Raw genomic sequence first — 14,926 nt, 5'->3', positions numbered from 1 at the left:
TCTCTACTTTTTCACCTTTTCACTTTCTCCCCTTTCCCATCTTTTCACCCTTCCATCTTTCCCATTTTTTCACTTTTTCACCTTTTCACTTTTTCCTTTTTCCCATCTTTTCACCTTTTTACCCTTTCACTTTTTCACCCTTTCCCCCTTTCACTCTTTCCCCTTTCCCTTTAAAACCATTACCTTTGTATGTGAATTAATCCCTCAAGAAACGAACAATGCCACAAAAAGTTAAGCATATCCTAAGTTTTCTCACTTGTCTAATTGTGCTTGCCGTAGCCGCCCTAACTAAGGAAGGCAAGGTGTTTGGCCACGATTTCAAGGCGCATAAAACCGATTCTACCACCACACAAAGCATCGATACGTTGCAAACTTTGTCTGATGGAACCATCGTGATAAACTCCGCCCTGCTTTGCAAAGACGTGCAAGGATATGCCGGTCCCGTGCCTTTAAAGGTGTATATGAAGGATGGCAAGGTGCAGAAAGTTGAGGTATTGCAGAACTCGGAAACGCCCGACTTCTTCGACGAAGCCAAACAATTGCTCACCGCATGGGACGGAAAAACCACCGATGAGGCACTAGCTGCCAAGGTAGATGCGGTAAGTGGAGCCACATACACTTCGCGCGCCATTATCACGGGCGTGCAACGGTCGTTGCATTACGCTAAGGCCGATGCCGAAAAGCCACGCCTTTGGCAGCAGATAGACCACTCGTTGCCTGCCCTGGCTGCATTGTTGGTGGTGCTGTTGGGTGCCATCGTGCCGCTGTTTACCAAAAACAAGTGGTGGCGAATGGTACAAATGGCGCTTAATGTAGCCGTGTTAGGCTTCTGGACAGGCATGTTCATCGATTATTCCTTATTGATTAACTACGTGGCCAATGGCCTTAATCCCTGGACAAGCATTGTTCCGCTGGTGATGCTCATCACGGCTTTCGTCTATCCTTTCTTTGGAAAGAAAACGCATTATTGCACACATATCTGTCCGTGTGGTTCGTTACAAGACCTCGCGGGAAAGCTCAACACGCGCCATAAATGGAAAATGAGCAAACGCCTTACCGCTCAGCTCGACCTCTTTCGCCGCATCTTGTGGGCCGTTTTGATGGTGTTGCTCGTAACGGGCGTATGGGCTTCGTGGATGAACTACGAGATATTCGTGGCCTTCATCATCCAATCGGCCTCGTGGGTAGTGCTTGCTTTGGCCACCCTATTTATGGTGCTGGCCATCTGGGTGCCGCGTCCCTACTGCCGTTTTGTATGCCCAACGGGTACGCTCTTTAAGCAAGCGCAGCACTTGGGCAAGTAACGGGCGTGGGCAAATCATTAAAGCAGCACTTGATAAAGTGCATAATGAATACTGCAATTTATCCCTAGGATGTACTTCTAATGAAAAAACGCCCAACAAGAACTACCCTTTCAAAACGCATGAGATAAGCCCTAAAACAGAGCTTTCACAGCTCTTGTCGAGTTACATACATCTTGGACCCGTGTTACAGCTAAGTTGGAATCCAGTTCCAGCTAAGTTGGAACAGGGTTCCAGTTGATATGGAACTGGATTCCAACTTAGCTGTAACAACACGATAAAAGCTAAAACGCATAAAAGGAGCTAACATATAGCGGGATAAACGCTTATTGACGATTTGGCGTTATGCGGTTGAACGAAGTGCAAGGTGCATTAAAGTGACATACCCCCAAAATGCCTACACCATATTATGTGTACGCACACGCGAAGCAAGCTTAAATATTCTGATAGTTTATACCTATGTACCAACAGAAAATATTCATGGCTTTTTCGTTGTGGAATTAAAATAAAACACATATCTTTGCATAAAATAGGCTGCATTCGGCAATATGCAAGCAAGCTTGCATTGCGCTCATTTGCACTATCTTTGCATAAAATAGGCTGCGGCTAACTTCAGCTTAGGAAATATGCGAAGGCAGCAGTACAGTAACATTAAAACAGCAAAAACTATGTCTTTTACTAAAATTTGCAACGAGATTTTCAATCAGGCGATACGTGACTACCATGTCACCGACAACATCGACACGCCTATCAACAACCCTTACAAAAGGGAAACGATAGAAAATCGCTTGTATCTAAAATGCTGGATTGACACCGTGCAATGGCATTTTGAAGACATTATACGCGACCCACACATCGATCCCGTGGAGGCTTTGAACCTCAAACGGCGCATCGACCGCTCTAACCAAGACCGCACCGACTTGGTGGAACAGATTGACAGTTACTTCCGCCAGAAGTACGCCAATGTGAAACCGCAGCCCGAAGCACGACTAAATACAGAGAGTCCGGCATGGGCTGTAGACCGCCTTTCGATTCTCGCGCTGAAGATTTATCACATGCGCGAACAGGTGGAACGTAACGACGTTGATGCCGAACACCGCGAACGCTGCGAAGGTAAGCTAAATATCCTGTTGGAACAGCAGGTAGACCTTTCGGCCGCTATCGACCAATTGCTGGCCGACATTGAGGAGGGGCGCATCTACATGAAGGTGTACCGACAGATGAAGATGTACAACGACCCGGCTACAAACCCCGTATTGTACAAGAAGTAAAGGCCTTCGAGTGCGCATCTGCGCAATGGGCATTTCGCTACCAAGCCAAAAACTAATACCCGCAACAGTGTGAAGACCGAACATATTCTTATCATCCGCTTCTCGGCCATGGGCGATATAGCCATGACCGTGCCTGTGGTACAAGCCTTGGCAAGGCAATATCCACATCTGCGGATAACGTTTCTAAGCCGTCCCTTTGCACGCCCGTTCTTCGAAGGGCTTGCTCCTAACGTGGGATTTATGGCGGCCGACATCAAAAACGAGTATCGCGGAATTGGCGGACTCAATGCGCTATACAAGCGCATCGTGGCTAAGAATATCACGGCAGTGGCCGACTTGCACGACGTGTTGCGGTCTAGCTACCTGCGATTGCGGTTTAATTTGGCTCGCTATCGGGTGGAACATATCGACAAACATCGTTCTGAACGCCAACGGCTAGTGGCTACCACCAACAAGGTGATGAAGCCCTTGCCCACAGCTTTCCAAAACTATGCCGACGTTTTTGCCAAGCTGGGCTATCCCGTGAAGCTGGATTTCACTTCCATCTTCCCACCCCAAGGGGGCAATCTACGGTTTCTTCCGCCCGAGATAGGTACGAAAAAGGCTTTTCAAGAGTGGATTGGCATTGCGCCTTTTGCTGCTCACAAACAGAAGGTTTATCCGCCCGAGATGCTCGAAAAAGTGATAACGATGATTACGAAGGAACATCCTTCGTGTCGTGTGTTCCTCTTTGGCAAAGGGCCCAACGAAGATCCCGTCATCAACGGCATGGTTTCGCGCAACGCGCAGTGTGTTAACGCCTCGGCGGTGCTTAGTGGCATAGCGCAAGAACTGGTGTTGATGAGCCACCTCGACGTGATGGTGAGCATGGATAGTGCCAATATGCACTTTGCCTCGCTGGTTAATACGCCCGTGGTTAGCATTTGGGGGGCAACCCATCCTTATGCAGGCTTTATGGGTTGGGGGCAAAAACCGCTCAACGCCATTCAGATAGAGTTAGGTTGTAGACCATGTAGCATCTTCGGAAACAAGCCTTGCTTGCGTGGCGACCTTGCCTGTTTGCGAAACATTTCGCCAGAAATGGTTTACGAAAAGGTAAAGCGAGTGCTGAACAAACAATAGGGAAAGAACTTGGATAACAAAGTATACCGCGGTATAGAGCCCGATGGGCACGCGCCGTTGGTTGATTTTATAATTTCACAAATACAATTATCATTATAAACAATTAAAGCGAAAAGATTATGAAGAAGTACATTTGCGAGACCTGTGGATGGATTTACGACCCCGCAGTGGGTGATCCCGATGGTGGCATTGAGCCCGGAACGGCTTTCGAAGATATTCCTGAAGATTGGGTTTGCCCCATCTGCGGAGTAGGAAAAGACGATTTCTCGGTTGTAGAAGAATAAAAGGTCTTAATATATTATCGCTGTCCGATAAAGGTTATTCTCAAAACAATGGGAGGCTTTTATCGGACAGTTTATTTTAATCGTCAGGTGTTTTATAGGGCTACTTGCGAAAGGGCATGAGCCAATTTCTATGCGCAAAACAACCCATGGGTTAAGAATGGGACGTTTGGCATTTAAAGAAGGAGGGCTCAATCACATCAATTCGGCGATTGATAACCACCCTCTTCAGCTTTTTTGGGGACTTATCGTAGAGCAACGAAAATAATAAATCACTTTTACTTCAATAGCCAAAACAATGGGAACCAATTACAGTATTACCGAACAGTTTGGAGCAAATCTCGCCGAATTGTTAGCCGAGAAAATCTGCAAGGTATATCCTGAGTTTGACGCAGACCACTTTATACAAGACACAGACAGCAAAACGGTGGGCCAAAGCTATACGCAGCGTGTGGCTACGCTTGCCGAACTGCTAAGAAAATACCTGCCAACAGATTACAAGAAGGCCCTACCCGTTCTCGTGGAGATTCTGGGCGAGGAGAATCCACATGAAACTGGGATGTTCACTCACTACTATTGGATTCTGCCCATTGGTAAATTTGTGCAGGAATACGGTATCGAGCATTTCGAACTATCGATGAATGCCATCGCAGAGATAACCAAAAGAAATACGGGAGAGTATGCCGTGCGACCCTATATCAGGGAATACCCCGAGGCATCGCTCAAAATCATCGAGCAATGGGCTAAATCGCCCAACTTCCATTTACGCCGATTGGCCAGCGAAGGACTTCGTCCGAAATTGCCTTGGGCTAGCAAACTAGATACGTTTATAGAAAATCCCGCACCTGTTTTCCGTATCTTGGAATTGCTAAAAGAAGACGAGGTGCTGTTCGTGAAGAAATCGGTTGCCAACCATCTTACCGATTGGCTCAAAGTAAATAGAGAAGCGGTTGTGCCTTTAATTGAGCGTTGGAAAGCTTCAGAGAACCTGCATACCCAATGGATTATAAAAAGAGCCACTCGCAAAATTCAATAAGCGTATTTCGCTTCTTTATGCCTCTCTGGGCGTAAGTGCTTCGTTCCAACCTCACTTGTCAGAAGTGATAGCGACAAATAACAAAGATGGGATAAGTGCTTCAAAACGACTTATCCCATCTTTATTTATCCATTTGTTTTGCTTTTCTTATCAGTCTTGCTCCAATTCTTCAACATACATCCGCCTAAAATGTTTTGCCAGTTCTCGCGGAGTTATACCTTCATCAAACTGCGACAAAGGTATTCGGCGAAGCGTAGTTACCACAATGTCGCCAGGCGATAGGGTTCGGGCACGCTTATTAAGCACATGCCCCGTGCCATAGAGCAACACGGGCACAATGTCTAGCTGAAAACGCTGTGCCAAATAAAATGCGCCTTGATGGAAACGTTGAACTTTGAGCGAGGCCGAACGTGTGCCTTCGGGGAACAACATCACGCTATAACCGCGCTTAACAAGGCTAGCTATGCGCTTCTCGTTGTCTTCTATATTGCGCGTAACAGGTAAATACTCGGCGAAACGTATGGCCACGGCATACAGCGGATTGTACCACACCCACCGCTTAGTAAGTATCACCATACGGGGAGTTAGCGCAAGGATGCAAAGCAAGTCGAGATGGCTTTGGTGGTTACTAACAATGATGGCTGGCCGCATAAAATCTTCGCCCGTAGGATTGTCGAAACGCGTCTTTATACCAGGCAAAAGGCGCAGCAGTGTGCGGGCAATGCGCTGTATAAGGGCATGAAAGCCCATGCGTTCTGCTTCGCTTACGCGATGCGATAGGAAATAAACCAACATGCCTATCTGCAAAAAGAACATCAGCACAAAGAGCAACAGCAGTACGCCTGCCGTGCAAACCACACGCAAAATCTTACGCGGAATGGCGTAGACGAAGGTGAAGAAGGTGAGAAAGGTGTTGAGAACGCTGATGCGGGCAAAGTCAACTGCAGGTCGGAAGTGGCTAACGCGCTCTTCGCGGGGCGGATAATGCACGTTGATGGGTATCGAAATGGTGCGCACATTGTGCCAAGCGGCAAACACCAGCAAAGCTAATTCGCTCTCGTAACGGCTTGTCACCAAGGGCAACCATCGCAGTAAGCGCAACGGATAGGCACGAAAGCCAGTCTGGGTATCGGGTAAACGCCGACCCGTTTGTAACGCAAACCAGAAGTTACTGAACCTATTGGCAAACTTACTTTGCCCATTCATATTGCGATTGTTGGTTTCCGAGAACTTGCCAGCATCAAAACGGTTGCCCACCACTATGGCATTGGGCGCTTGGCGTATAGCTTTGAAGAACAAAGGCAGGTCGGTTGGCGTGTGCTGACCATCTGCATCGATGGTAATGGCATGCGTATAGCCCATGTCTTGCGCCTTTTTGAATGCGCTAAGCAGAGCTGCACCCTTGCCGCGGTTGCGTGGGTGAGTAACAACGCATAGTTCAGAGAAATGCGTTGCTAGTAGTTGGGCGGTGTCGTCGGTGCTTCCGTCGTTCACCACGATGATGTTTGGCGTGTATTCGGCCACCCCTTGCACCACGCCAGACAGCGTGGCAGCATTGTTGTAGGTGGGTATCACCACGCACACACGGCTGTTATTCATATACCAAAGATAGTTTGGCAAACACCTGTTCGCCGTTTTTCACTTCGGCCTTCACCAGCCAAGAGTTGGTTTCTTGGCGTATATTGAGGGCGAAAGTGGGGCAAGGCGTAGCCATTGGGGTAAGTGGCGCAAGGTATTTCACGTTCTTGGCACAGGCCAGTTGCAAGGGCTTGGCCGCCACTTCTTCAGTCAATTCGCCCACCATTTGCAGCGTACATGCGCCCGGCGTTATGGGATTGTCGGGGAAATGCGCAGCGTAGATGGCATGACTGGGGTTGAGTCGCACATCGAAAACATGGTTATCGGCATCGTGCGTAGCGTTTTCGATGGTGTAAAAATTATCTTTCAGTTTCATCTTCTGTCGGTTTAAGGGGTTTAAATCGGTAGGTGATGTGGCGTTTAGGGTTTTCGTATGTCAACGAATCACGCGTAACCAGTTGCGGAACGATTTGTTGCAGGTCGTGGCGCAGCACGCGACGGATATACCATTTGTTGAGCATGGGCACCAGATTATATAGCTTCACCTTGCCGTTGGGCATGCACGCGAAGTCTACCATCTTTAATCCAAACTCGTTAAAGATGGTTCCGCGTGGCTGTTGCTCTACGGTATCAATGATGCAAAGGCCTGTTATGCCCGCCTTTTTGAAGCTTAACTCTACGTTCCAACGTCGGCCTTGGGCCGAAAGCGAAGCGATAGAAAGCCATATAAGAACTATGGAAAGGGTGAGCGTGCGCATGGGTTGATGAATTAGAGGGATGAGATAAATGGGACGAATGGGAACAAAGCCAGGATGCCTAAAACACATAGAATGTCTACAAAGGCTAGGCTACCAAAAGCCCTGGAAAGCATAACATTGCCTTAGATTTTAAATTCCTCGTCGCTCACGGCAACGTTTTTCTTCACCTGATGCAGTTCGATGCGGGTGTTGTCGCCACCCTTTTCGCGCATCTCTACGGTGGTAGCGATGAGCTGTTTGCTGTCGAAGGTGATGACAAGCAGGCTAAACATCTGCTTCATTTCCTTTTTAAGGGGCGTTAGTTGGGCAATCCACTTGTCGCCATCAACAAACATCTGCGTCTTAAACCTCTGCTTATCATTGAGGCATTCGCCCGTAAGACTGCTGAGCATGATAGCCGTTATCTCGCGAAACACCTTATTTTTGGCAGCGTCGATCACGTCTTTGCGTTGCGCGCTCTTCATCAACACCTTCGTTCCGTTAAGAATAAAGGTGTATTGGTAGGGTGAAATATACTGCCATCGTAACTTGGATGGCTGACTGTAACACATCCTTCCCTTCACAATCATTTTCTGATTCAACATCTTGAGCGTCTTCGTTTGGGTAAACGAACACTGCAAACTCTTCGTTTTCTGCGCTACTTCGCCCACCTTCTGCATCATCTGCTCGGCCTTTTCACCGTTTACCGCGGTTTGTGCATGACCTATTAGTGGCACGAAAAGTAATATTATGGATAATATATGGTTCATATCAATTGAATAAATGGCCTCATTTACAACCTCTGCCAGCCTCATCCCAGCCTCCTCTTCAAGGTAAAATGGCTGTGAATTGCCTTGTGATTATATTATTTGACGAGTATTGGCAGCAATAAGTTACATATCGTGGCAAGCATCTGGCTTTACTCCTTAAAGGTGAAAGGGTGAAAAGGTGAAAGGGTGAAAAAATGGCTAACGCCACCTAGACATTTGGCTTAACTCCTTAACTCCTTAACTACTTACTCCTTACTATTTACTCCCTTTACTCCTTATTAGAAGCATTCGGCTTAACTCCTTTACTCCAATAACTCCTTAACTACTTACTCCCTCATCCCTGATAACTCACCATCACCACACCTGCCATGATAAATGCCACACCCAACCAACGAACCATCGGCACGGTTTCGTGGAAGATAAACACGGCAGCAAGCATACCCATCACGTAGCTAAGGCTTATCAAGGGATAGGCCTGACTAAGCGGATAGTGCTTCAAAATGTAGAGCCACAGCACCGTTGAAAGGGCATAACAGATCCCGCAAACAGCAAACCAAACGCAGGTGAATGCGCGAGCGAAGAACGCCCACGACCATGAGAAAGCGCCAATTTGCTGCAAAGAGAGCTTTAATGTTACCTGTATGGAAGCCAACAGGGCCGACTGCACAAGGGCTAATGCGAGTAATTTGAACATAGTTGCCTAACGTCTTCAAGCGAATTGAGCGTGTATTCCGCCCCATCCGCTTCGTTTGTAAGTACCATCGAGATGGCTATTTGTCCCTCTTCATCGTGCCATCCCACCAAAGCCGTTTCCAAATCGCCCAAGGCTATCTGCAACCAAGCGTCGGTTAACGCGCTTTCCAGCGAACGTTGACCATGCGCATAGGTGCTGTTATAGCTGTGGCAATGGGTGTGAATGGCAATAAGGCTACTGATGGTGTTGTGCGTAGAGTGGATGAAATTGGTGGGCTTCAAACTCCCCTCACCATCGTTCGCCAGTTCGCGGAGAAACTTCTCGGTCTCATCAACACAGCCCATGGCCGTACCTGTGATGATGGCTTGCGGCTGTTCGATGCCTGCACGTTTCAAAGTAACAAGCGAAGTGAGCAGCGCACGCCTTAAAACACCGCTCAATCGGCGGGATACTAACGGCGGGATACGTGGCAGTTCAGCCTCGGGAATATCGGCAAACTGCACCGCGGTTTTCACATAAACGGGGCGTAACGTTGGCCTTTGAGATGACTGTTTGCTTGTTGGCAGTGCCGAAAACACCAGTGAAGTGTCGTTACCACCAAAGCCAAATGAATTGCAAAGCACATGGCGTAGCTGCTGTTCGCGCAGCGTTTGCGCCACGGGAACGATGCCATCGGCCATAGCCTTTTGCCAATTGAGGTTGCTCGGGATAAATCCTTGGCGCATGGCCAACAAACAAATAACGGATTCGATACTACCCGATGCGCTCGTGGTGTGGCCTGTTCGCGATTTGGTAGACGACACAGGGGGCACCTTCTCACCGAAAACGCTGCGCAAAGCCACGCTTTCGCTAGCATCGTTGTTGGGTGTTCCCGTGCCGTGAGCATTCACGTAGTCGATGTCGGCAGGCTTTAAGCCCGCCCTTTGCAAGGCTTGCCGCATGGAAAGTACGGCCCCTATCCCATCGTCCGACGAAGCCGTCTGATGGAAAGCGTCGCAAGCGTTGCCCCATCCACTAAGTTCGGCCAAGGCCTCAGCACCGCGTTGGGCGGCATTTTCGGCTGTTTCGAGCACCACGAATGCGGCTCCCTCACCCAGATTTAGTCCTGCGCGAGTGTCGTCGAAGGGGCGACATGGCTCGCCATCGAGTATCATCAGCGATCGGAACCCATTGAAATGGAAGCGCGAAAGACATTCCGTTCCGCCTACAACCACTTGTTTGAAGCGCCCCGAACGCAGTAAGTTTGCCCCCAGGATGAAGGCATTGGCAGCCGACGAACAGGCCGTGCTGCATGTTGTTACGAAACCGAACGGGCCTATATGCTGAACCATCTCCTCGGTAGAACGACCGCAATCGCCCAGCGAATTACAGCTCTGGGCTGCGTCGAAACGGTGTTCGGCACAGTCCATATCGGCCACTGTGGTACCCGAAACCAACGCCACATCCGCCAAGTGCTCGCTGCTTATGCCCGCCATGGCCAACGCCTCACGCAAAGCCAGCGTGCCGAGAAGCATCGTTCGCGAAGTTTGCGCAGTGCAGGGCACACCCAACCGTTGGGCCAAGTCTTCGTTAGAGAGCTTCACTTCGCCCACGGGCATCTGCCTGTGTTGGGTTTCCAAGAAACGAACAGGGGCAATGCCGTTAGTGTCGGCTAACAAAGCGCGCGCCACTTCGGGCGTGTTTGTGCCGATGGCAGATACTATTCCCGTTCCGGTAACAACAATCATTTTGTGCGATTTTTCTCTATATACTCGGCCATGGTGTTTACCGAAGCCAAGATGGCTTTGCCATCAGAGGGGTTGTTCAGGCGAATGCCATATTGTTTTTCCATCAACACGATGAGTTCCAGCGCGTCAATAGAGTCTAATCCCAGTCCGTCGCCGAACAAGGGAGCGGCATCGTCGATGTCTTCGGGCCTCATATCTTCTAGCGACAAGGCCTCGATGATTTGCTTCTTCAAGGTTTCTTTTAGTTCTTCCATTTTATGTTGTCGTTATGTTTTTGGCGCAAGGGCTGTGCAATGCGCCATTAGGTTTATGCTTGCTTGTTTGCCTTTGCAGGCTATTGGGTGAGGGGTTATTCTCCTTGTTACAAGGATTTAAACGCCCTGCATTCAGTTCTTACTCTTCGCGACCCACTACATATAATGCTATTTGGGCTTCGAAGTGGTCGTCGGCTTCGTATTCCAGCCATCCGCCTAGCACGTGCGTTGCCTCTCCATCCATTGCTACCGTCTGCAACAGCGTTTGTATTTGCGCCTCATCGGGTTGCGATGCGATGAAGAAAGCCGTTTCGCCGTACACGTTATGACGTATGGCCAGTTCGCCAGTGGCGATGTTTGGCAGGGTGTAGACAAAGTGGGCAGGCGAGGGAAAGAAGTTGTCGGCCTGCCGAATGGTGTCTTGATACTTGATGTCGCTTGCCAACGAGCCGCTATTGCCTACGAAAACGATGGCCGTATTATCGGCTAACGCCATGCTCGGTTGCCCCGCTGTTGCCTTGGTAAGCAATTCGCCTGCCACGAAAGCCAGCCGACTAAGGCCATCCATCTTGTAGAACTTGGGGTAATCGTTGGCCCATTGCTTGTAGAGGGCTGTGAGCAGCGCACTGTTAGTGCCATCAACGGGCAGCACATGGCCATCTATCCACACCCCTTGGGGCGTTATCCGCACGTGGCGGAGTGCTGTAAGCATGGGCTGCGCATAACTTTCGCCCTGCATTTCGTTATTATCAGGTTCGCTTTCAGCCCATTGCCACCTCATGGCAACATTACATCCACCGAAGCCCGACAGCATTTTAACGAACGAACGCTTGCTGGTGGGTTGCTGTTGCGCACTGATATGCAAGGGCTTACTTACCCCTAACTCGCCGAAACCCATGGTAGGCGGCACTATTCCGTCTTCGATTGCCATCATCGAAAGGATAGTTTCAAGAACGCCAGCTGCGCCCATGGTATGTCCGTAAATGCCTTTGAAGGCGTTAACCGGTACATCCGAGAGACCTGCACGATGCAAAGCCTTGGCTTCCATCTCGTCGTTGTAGGGCGTGGCAGTGCCGTGCGCACTGACGAAAGCGAGGTTCTCGGCATCGTCTACACCCATCGACATCAACGCCCGATAACATCCCTCACCCTTTTTCGATGGACTTGAGATGTGGTAGGCATCGTTTCTAACGGCTCCGCCTTCAATGCGCCATGCGCGTTGGGTTGTTGGTTCAGTGGTCGACAATATCATCGTTGCCGCCGCTTCGCCAAGGTTCAGTCCGTCGCGATAGAGGTCGAAGGGCTTGCAAGGTGCTTGCGAGAAAGCCTTGAACGACTGAAAACCCGACACGATGAAGGCCGATTGCACATCACAACCACAAACAACGACCTGCCGATAGCGACCTAATTCCAGCAAGTGGTGGGCAAAGAGCAGGGCATGAGCCCCCGAAATGCAGGCGTTGCACACAACATGGGGCGTGTTGGGATTGCCCAAAGCGCGGGCAATGGCCTCTGCCGAAGGTGCAATAAGCATGCGTTGGCGCGGTATATGGGGCTGATTAGTGGGCGAAAGCAACTCTACATTGCCTTTTGTTGTGGCGATAACGATGCCCACATCACGGCTGCCAAGGTCTATCTTAACCTGTTCGGCTGCCTGTTTTACGGACAAGACGACGAGCATCTCAAAGCGCGAGAGGGGCAAACCCACATCGCCCACGTGGCTTTTGAAGCGTTCCTCCACGGCGTTATCGTCGAAGAGAGACGCCACAAAGCTTTGCGGAAGTCCCCATTTACCCTCGTGGGTAGTCAGTTGGGTGGGTCCTTGTAGCACGGCTGCGAAGTTTTTCTCGCTCGTCCAGCCTAAGGGCGACGATATGTTGTGTGCAATGCAATGCGTCATCTTTTGTTTATTAAATAGGTGTGCGGTGCTTTTTCCGCGGCGTTTGGGCGTCTTCGTCGGCATAAAAACCTACTAAACCACTACTCACCACTTCACTACTTCCCCCTACTACCTATTCCTTTTACTACTTACTCCTTACTACTTTCCCCTTACTACCTATTCCTTTTACTACTTACTCCTTTACTACTTCCCCTTACTACCTATTTCCTTTTACTACTTACTCCTTACTACTTACCTCCCTACTACCTATTCCTTTTACTACTTACTCCTTACCACTTACCTCCTTACTACTCACCTTCCACCGCTCTTGCCACTCTTGATAGAAGGGCGGACGATACCATTCCAGTTGGTATTGCTTATTCATGAAGGCCTGCACGCTATGTCCTGTAGCCATCAGCGCGTTGTCTTCGGTGCGTCTTATCTCGTAGTCGAACACGATTTTGGCGGCTTCGGTAGGCACGTAGAAGATGTCGATGCGACATTTCATGCCGTAAACGATGGGCTGCCGATACTTAAACGTCAGCTCGACAAGTGGTGCATAGTAGCCATTATCGGCGATGGTGAGGTATTCCAGACCATATTTGGCCCCGAAAGCCTCGCGTGCATCCTCGAAGTAAAGGGCGTACGAGCCATGCCACACCACGTTCATCGAGTCTACTTCGCTAAACCTTACCTCTATTTCTTTGGATGCTTGAAGGGACATTTTTTCTTTTTTTAGGAGTAAGTAATAGAGTCGTAGGTAGTGAGCAGCTAAGCCAATAGCGGTGCAGATTTGGAAGTTCTGAGCAGTAGCTTTCGTGAATGATTGGGCTTGTGGGTTGACGAAGTGACACATGTCAACATAACTGCCGACTAATCTCGTTACTACTCACTACTTATTACTTTCTTCCTTACTACTCCACTACTTACTTCTTACTACTCTACTCCTTTACTTCTGTTTCTATCAACGCAATCTTTATCTCCGTTGTGGCCACCGTTTCGCCTTCGCATTCCACCTTTGCCGAAGCCAAGGTCATGCCCATCACGTTTTCTTCTACGTGTATGGTGGTTACGAGTTGTTGGCCAACGCGGGGCAGACGGGCAACGCAGAAGTTGCGAATGGCACCGATAAAGCCCAGCTGAACGGGACGATTGAGCACGTATTTATTGTAAAAGCCCAGTCGTGCGGCACAAGTTTGGGCGACGTTCTCTACCAACCCTGCGGCACAAAGACGCCCGTTGTCGCTGAACACGCCATCTTCCGGCACGCGATAGCCACAAACGGTGGTGTCGTTGTCGAAGCTTAGCAAACAGTCTACCATTACAAATGGCGGCTGTTGGGGCAAAAGCTCCCTCACGTTCACGCTTTGTGGGTCGGGCATGTGGTTGTTGTCCATATACTAAAGAAGTTAAACCATTGTTCGGGATGTTGCCTCACCACGCGTTCCAGTTCGTCGGCGTAGGCCTGTGCCAATTGCCTTATACGTTCTTTGCGTGGCAAATGCGAATCGGGTATGGGCAAACGCTTCAACACTGCGTGATAACGCTTGATGCCGGTTTTTACCACCAGCACCACCAGCGTAGGCACATCGCGCTGCGCAATGGTGGCAAACGGACCAAGGGGGAAGAGCGCATCGGCCCCAAAGAAACGACAAACAACAGCCTTTTCCGAGCCAAACCGCCTGTCGGCAGTCATGCTGAGTATCTGGCCAGTGGTAAGCACCTCGTTAATGGCAAAGAGATGGTTCATCCCATTGCCAACGGGTATCATGCGGATGTTGGTTCGCCCGAACTGTTCTTGTCGGTTTTCCATCACCGTTTCCGTTTCTTGGGCAAACACCAGCATGTGTATGCATTTGCGCTTGGCCACCAACGTGTAGCCGCCCATTTCGTAGTTGCCCACATGGGCGCTAAGCATCACGAAGGCATCGTCGCCTTGTTCCAGTTCGTTATACAGTTCGAGGTTCTCGGTGGTAAGGGTAAACGTCTTGCCTGCATAGCGTGCAAAGCGGTCGATCATCACCTGCCCGAAGCGATAGTGGTTTTTATAACTCCACCAAAAAGACTTCAGGGCACTCCATCCAAACCTTTTGCGATAGAACCCATAGCTAGCCTTGAACCCCTTGCCAAAAAGCATATAGAACGGCACCACTACCGCCACGCCCATATAATAGATGTGGAGGGAGAGGAAGCGAAAGCAATTTATAAGTTGCTGTTGCATCCATCGGTTACCGTCGGTTCTGCCTTGCCATTCCATATAAGCCCTATGCGAATCG

16 protein-coding genes are annotated in these 14,926 nt (G+C 49.5%); 5 read left to right on the top strand and 11 right to left on the bottom strand.

The window, feature by feature from the left end:
* Positions 1-218 precede the first annotated feature (218 nt).
* From F453_RS0105305 to F453_RS0105285, 5 genes are all read left to right on the top strand, one after another.
* The gene (locus F453_RS0105305) at positions 219-1,304 is read left to right on the top strand and encodes an FMN-binding protein (protein ID WP_018967086.1); all 1,086 of its coding nucleotides are present in this window, start codon (positions 219-221) and stop codon (positions 1,302-1,304) included.
* 665 nt (positions 1,305-1,969) lie between these two features.
* Positions 1,970-2,572 carry a DUF4254 domain-containing protein gene (locus F453_RS0105300; RefSeq protein WP_018967085.1) on the top strand — a complete coding sequence of 201 codons (603 nt, stop codon included), beginning with the start codon at positions 1,970-1,972 and terminating at the stop codon, positions 2,570-2,572.
* Positions 2,573-2,641: 69 nt separating this feature from the next.
* On the top strand, positions 2,642-3,694 hold the full coding sequence (locus F453_RS0105295; RefSeq protein ID WP_018967084.1) for a glycosyltransferase family 9 protein: 1,053 nt from the start codon (positions 2,642-2,644) through the stop codon (positions 3,692-3,694).
* Positions 3,695-3,813: 119 nt separating this feature from the next.
* The gene (rd, locus tag F453_RS15050; protein ID WP_009230608.1) at positions 3,814-3,978 is read left to right on the top strand and encodes a rubredoxin; all 165 of its coding nucleotides are present in this window, start codon (positions 3,814-3,816) and stop codon (positions 3,976-3,978) included.
* A gap of 295 nt (positions 3,979-4,273) precedes the next feature.
* Entirely contained in the window at positions 4,274-5,011 is a 738-nt protein-coding gene (locus F453_RS0105285; protein ID WP_018967083.1) for a DNA alkylation repair protein, read from the top strand.
* Positions 5,012-5,161: 150 nt separating this feature from the next.
* On the opposite strand, the gene F453_RS0105280 is transcribed toward F453_RS0105285, so the two are convergent.
* From F453_RS0105280 to F453_RS0105230, 11 genes are all read right to left on the bottom strand, one after another.
* Entirely contained in the window at positions 5,162-6,610 is a 1,449-nt protein-coding gene (locus F453_RS0105280; RefSeq protein ID WP_018967082.1) for a glycosyltransferase, read from the bottom strand.
* Entirely contained in the window at positions 6,603-6,965 is a 363-nt protein-coding gene (locus F453_RS0105275) for an ApeI family dehydratase (protein WP_018967081.1), read from the bottom strand. The genes F453_RS0105280 and F453_RS0105275 overlap by 8 nt, the downstream gene beginning before the upstream one ends.
* A complete protein-coding gene (locus F453_RS0105270) occupies positions 6,949-7,416 on the bottom strand; it encodes a hypothetical protein (protein WP_018967080.1) in 468 nt (155 codons plus the stop codon). The genes F453_RS0105275 and F453_RS0105270 overlap by 17 nt, the downstream gene beginning before the upstream one ends.
* A gap of 53 nt (positions 7,417-7,469) precedes the next feature.
* Positions 7,470-8,096: a flexirubin biosynthesis/transport protein LolA2 gene (gene lolA2 / locus F453_RS0105265; RefSeq protein WP_026292467.1), complete on the bottom strand. Its 627-nt coding sequence runs from the start codon at positions 8,094-8,096 to the stop codon at positions 7,470-7,472.
* Between the two features lie 334 nt (positions 8,097-8,430).
* Positions 8,431-8,790: an EamA family transporter gene (locus tag F453_RS0105260; RefSeq protein WP_018967078.1), complete on the bottom strand. Its 360-nt coding sequence runs from the start codon at positions 8,788-8,790 to the stop codon at positions 8,431-8,433.
* Complete coding sequence (locus F453_RS0105255) at positions 8,769-10,517, bottom strand: beta-ketoacyl synthase N-terminal-like domain-containing protein (protein WP_018967077.1); 1,749 nt, start codon at positions 10,515-10,517, stop codon at positions 8,769-8,771. Before F453_RS0105255 ends, F453_RS0105260 begins: the two co-directional genes overlap by 22 nt.
* Positions 10,514-10,771 (bottom strand): phosphopantetheine-binding protein, encoded by a 258-nt coding sequence (locus F453_RS0105250; protein WP_018967076.1) that lies wholly within the window; start codon positions 10,769-10,771, stop codon positions 10,514-10,516. The genes F453_RS0105255 and F453_RS0105250 overlap by 4 nt, the downstream gene beginning before the upstream one ends.
* Positions 10,772-10,910: 139 nt before the next feature.
* Entirely contained in the window at positions 10,911-12,671 is a 1,761-nt protein-coding gene (locus tag F453_RS0105245) for a beta-ketoacyl synthase N-terminal-like domain-containing protein (protein ID WP_026292466.1), read from the bottom strand.
* Positions 12,672-12,933: 262 nt separating this feature from the next.
* A complete protein-coding gene (locus F453_RS0105240; RefSeq protein ID WP_018967074.1) occupies positions 12,934-13,374 on the bottom strand; it encodes an acyl-CoA thioesterase in 441 nt (146 codons plus the stop codon).
* Between the two features lie 217 nt (positions 13,375-13,591).
* Complete coding sequence (locus F453_RS0105235; protein ID WP_018967073.1) at positions 13,592-14,047, bottom strand: hotdog family protein; 456 nt, start codon at positions 14,045-14,047, stop codon at positions 13,592-13,594.
* A complete protein-coding gene (locus F453_RS0105230) occupies positions 14,011-14,907 on the bottom strand; it encodes a lysophospholipid acyltransferase family protein (RefSeq protein ID WP_018967072.1) in 897 nt (298 codons plus the stop codon). Before F453_RS0105230 ends, F453_RS0105235 begins: the two co-directional genes overlap by 37 nt.
* Between the last annotated feature and the right edge of the window lie 19 nt (positions 14,908-14,926).

It is taken from the genome of Hoylesella loescheii DSM 19665 = JCM 12249 = ATCC 15930 (assembly GCF_000378085.1).
Lineage (GTDB): Bacteria > Bacteroidota > Bacteroidia > Bacteroidales > Bacteroidaceae > Prevotella > Prevotella loescheii.
This window is presented reverse-complemented; position numbering and strand designations above follow the sequence as displayed.

Coding starts and splice junctions, on each gene's coding strand:
- F453_RS0105305 (WP_018967086.1), top strand. CDS start 219: ATGCCACAAAAAGTTAAGCATATCCTAAGTTTTCTCACTTGTCTAATT.
- F453_RS0105300 (WP_018967085.1), top strand. CDS start 1,970: ATGTCTTTTACTAAAATTTGCAACGAGATTTTCAATCAGGCGATACGT.
- rd (WP_009230608.1), top strand. CDS start 3,814: ATGAAGAAGTACATTTGCGAGACCTGTGGATGGATTTACGACCCCGCA.
- F453_RS0105285 (WP_018967083.1), top strand. CDS start 4,274: ATGGGAACCAATTACAGTATTACCGAACAGTTTGGAGCAAATCTCGCC.
- F453_RS0105280 (WP_018967082.1), bottom strand. CDS start 6,610: ATGAATAACAGCCGTGTGTGCGTGGTGATACCCACCTACAACAATGCT.
- F453_RS0105275 (WP_018967081.1), bottom strand. CDS start 6,965: ATGAAACTGAAAGATAATTTTTACACCATCGAAAACGCTACGCACGAT.
- F453_RS0105270 (WP_018967080.1), bottom strand. CDS start 7,416: ATGTGTTTTAGGCATCCTGGCTTTGTTCCCATTCGTCCCATTTATCTC.
- lolA2 (WP_026292467.1), bottom strand. CDS start 8,096: ATGAACCATATATTATCCATAATATTACTTTTCGTGCCACTAATAGGT.
- F453_RS0105260 (WP_018967078.1), bottom strand. CDS start 8,790: ATGTTCAAATTACTCGCATTAGCCCTTGTGCAGTCGGCCCTGTTGGCT.
- F453_RS0105255 (WP_018967077.1), bottom strand. CDS start 10,517: ATGATTGTTGTTACCGGAACGGGAATAGTATCTGCCATCGGCACAAAC.
- F453_RS0105250 (WP_018967076.1), bottom strand. CDS start 10,771: ATGGAAGAACTAAAAGAAACCTTGAAGAAGCAAATCATCGAGGCCTTG.
- F453_RS0105245 (WP_026292466.1), bottom strand. CDS start 12,671: ATGACGCATTGCATTGCACACAACATATCGTCGCCCTTAGGCTGGACG.
- F453_RS0105240 (WP_018967074.1), bottom strand. CDS start 13,374: ATGTCCCTTCAAGCATCCAAAGAAATAGAGGTAAGGTTTAGCGAAGTA.
- F453_RS0105235 (WP_018967073.1), bottom strand. CDS start 14,047: ATGGACAACAACCACATGCCCGACCCACAAAGCGTGAACGTGAGGGAG.
- F453_RS0105230 (WP_018967072.1), bottom strand. CDS start 14,907: ATGGAATGGCAAGGCAGAACCGACGGTAACCGATGGATGCAACAGCAA.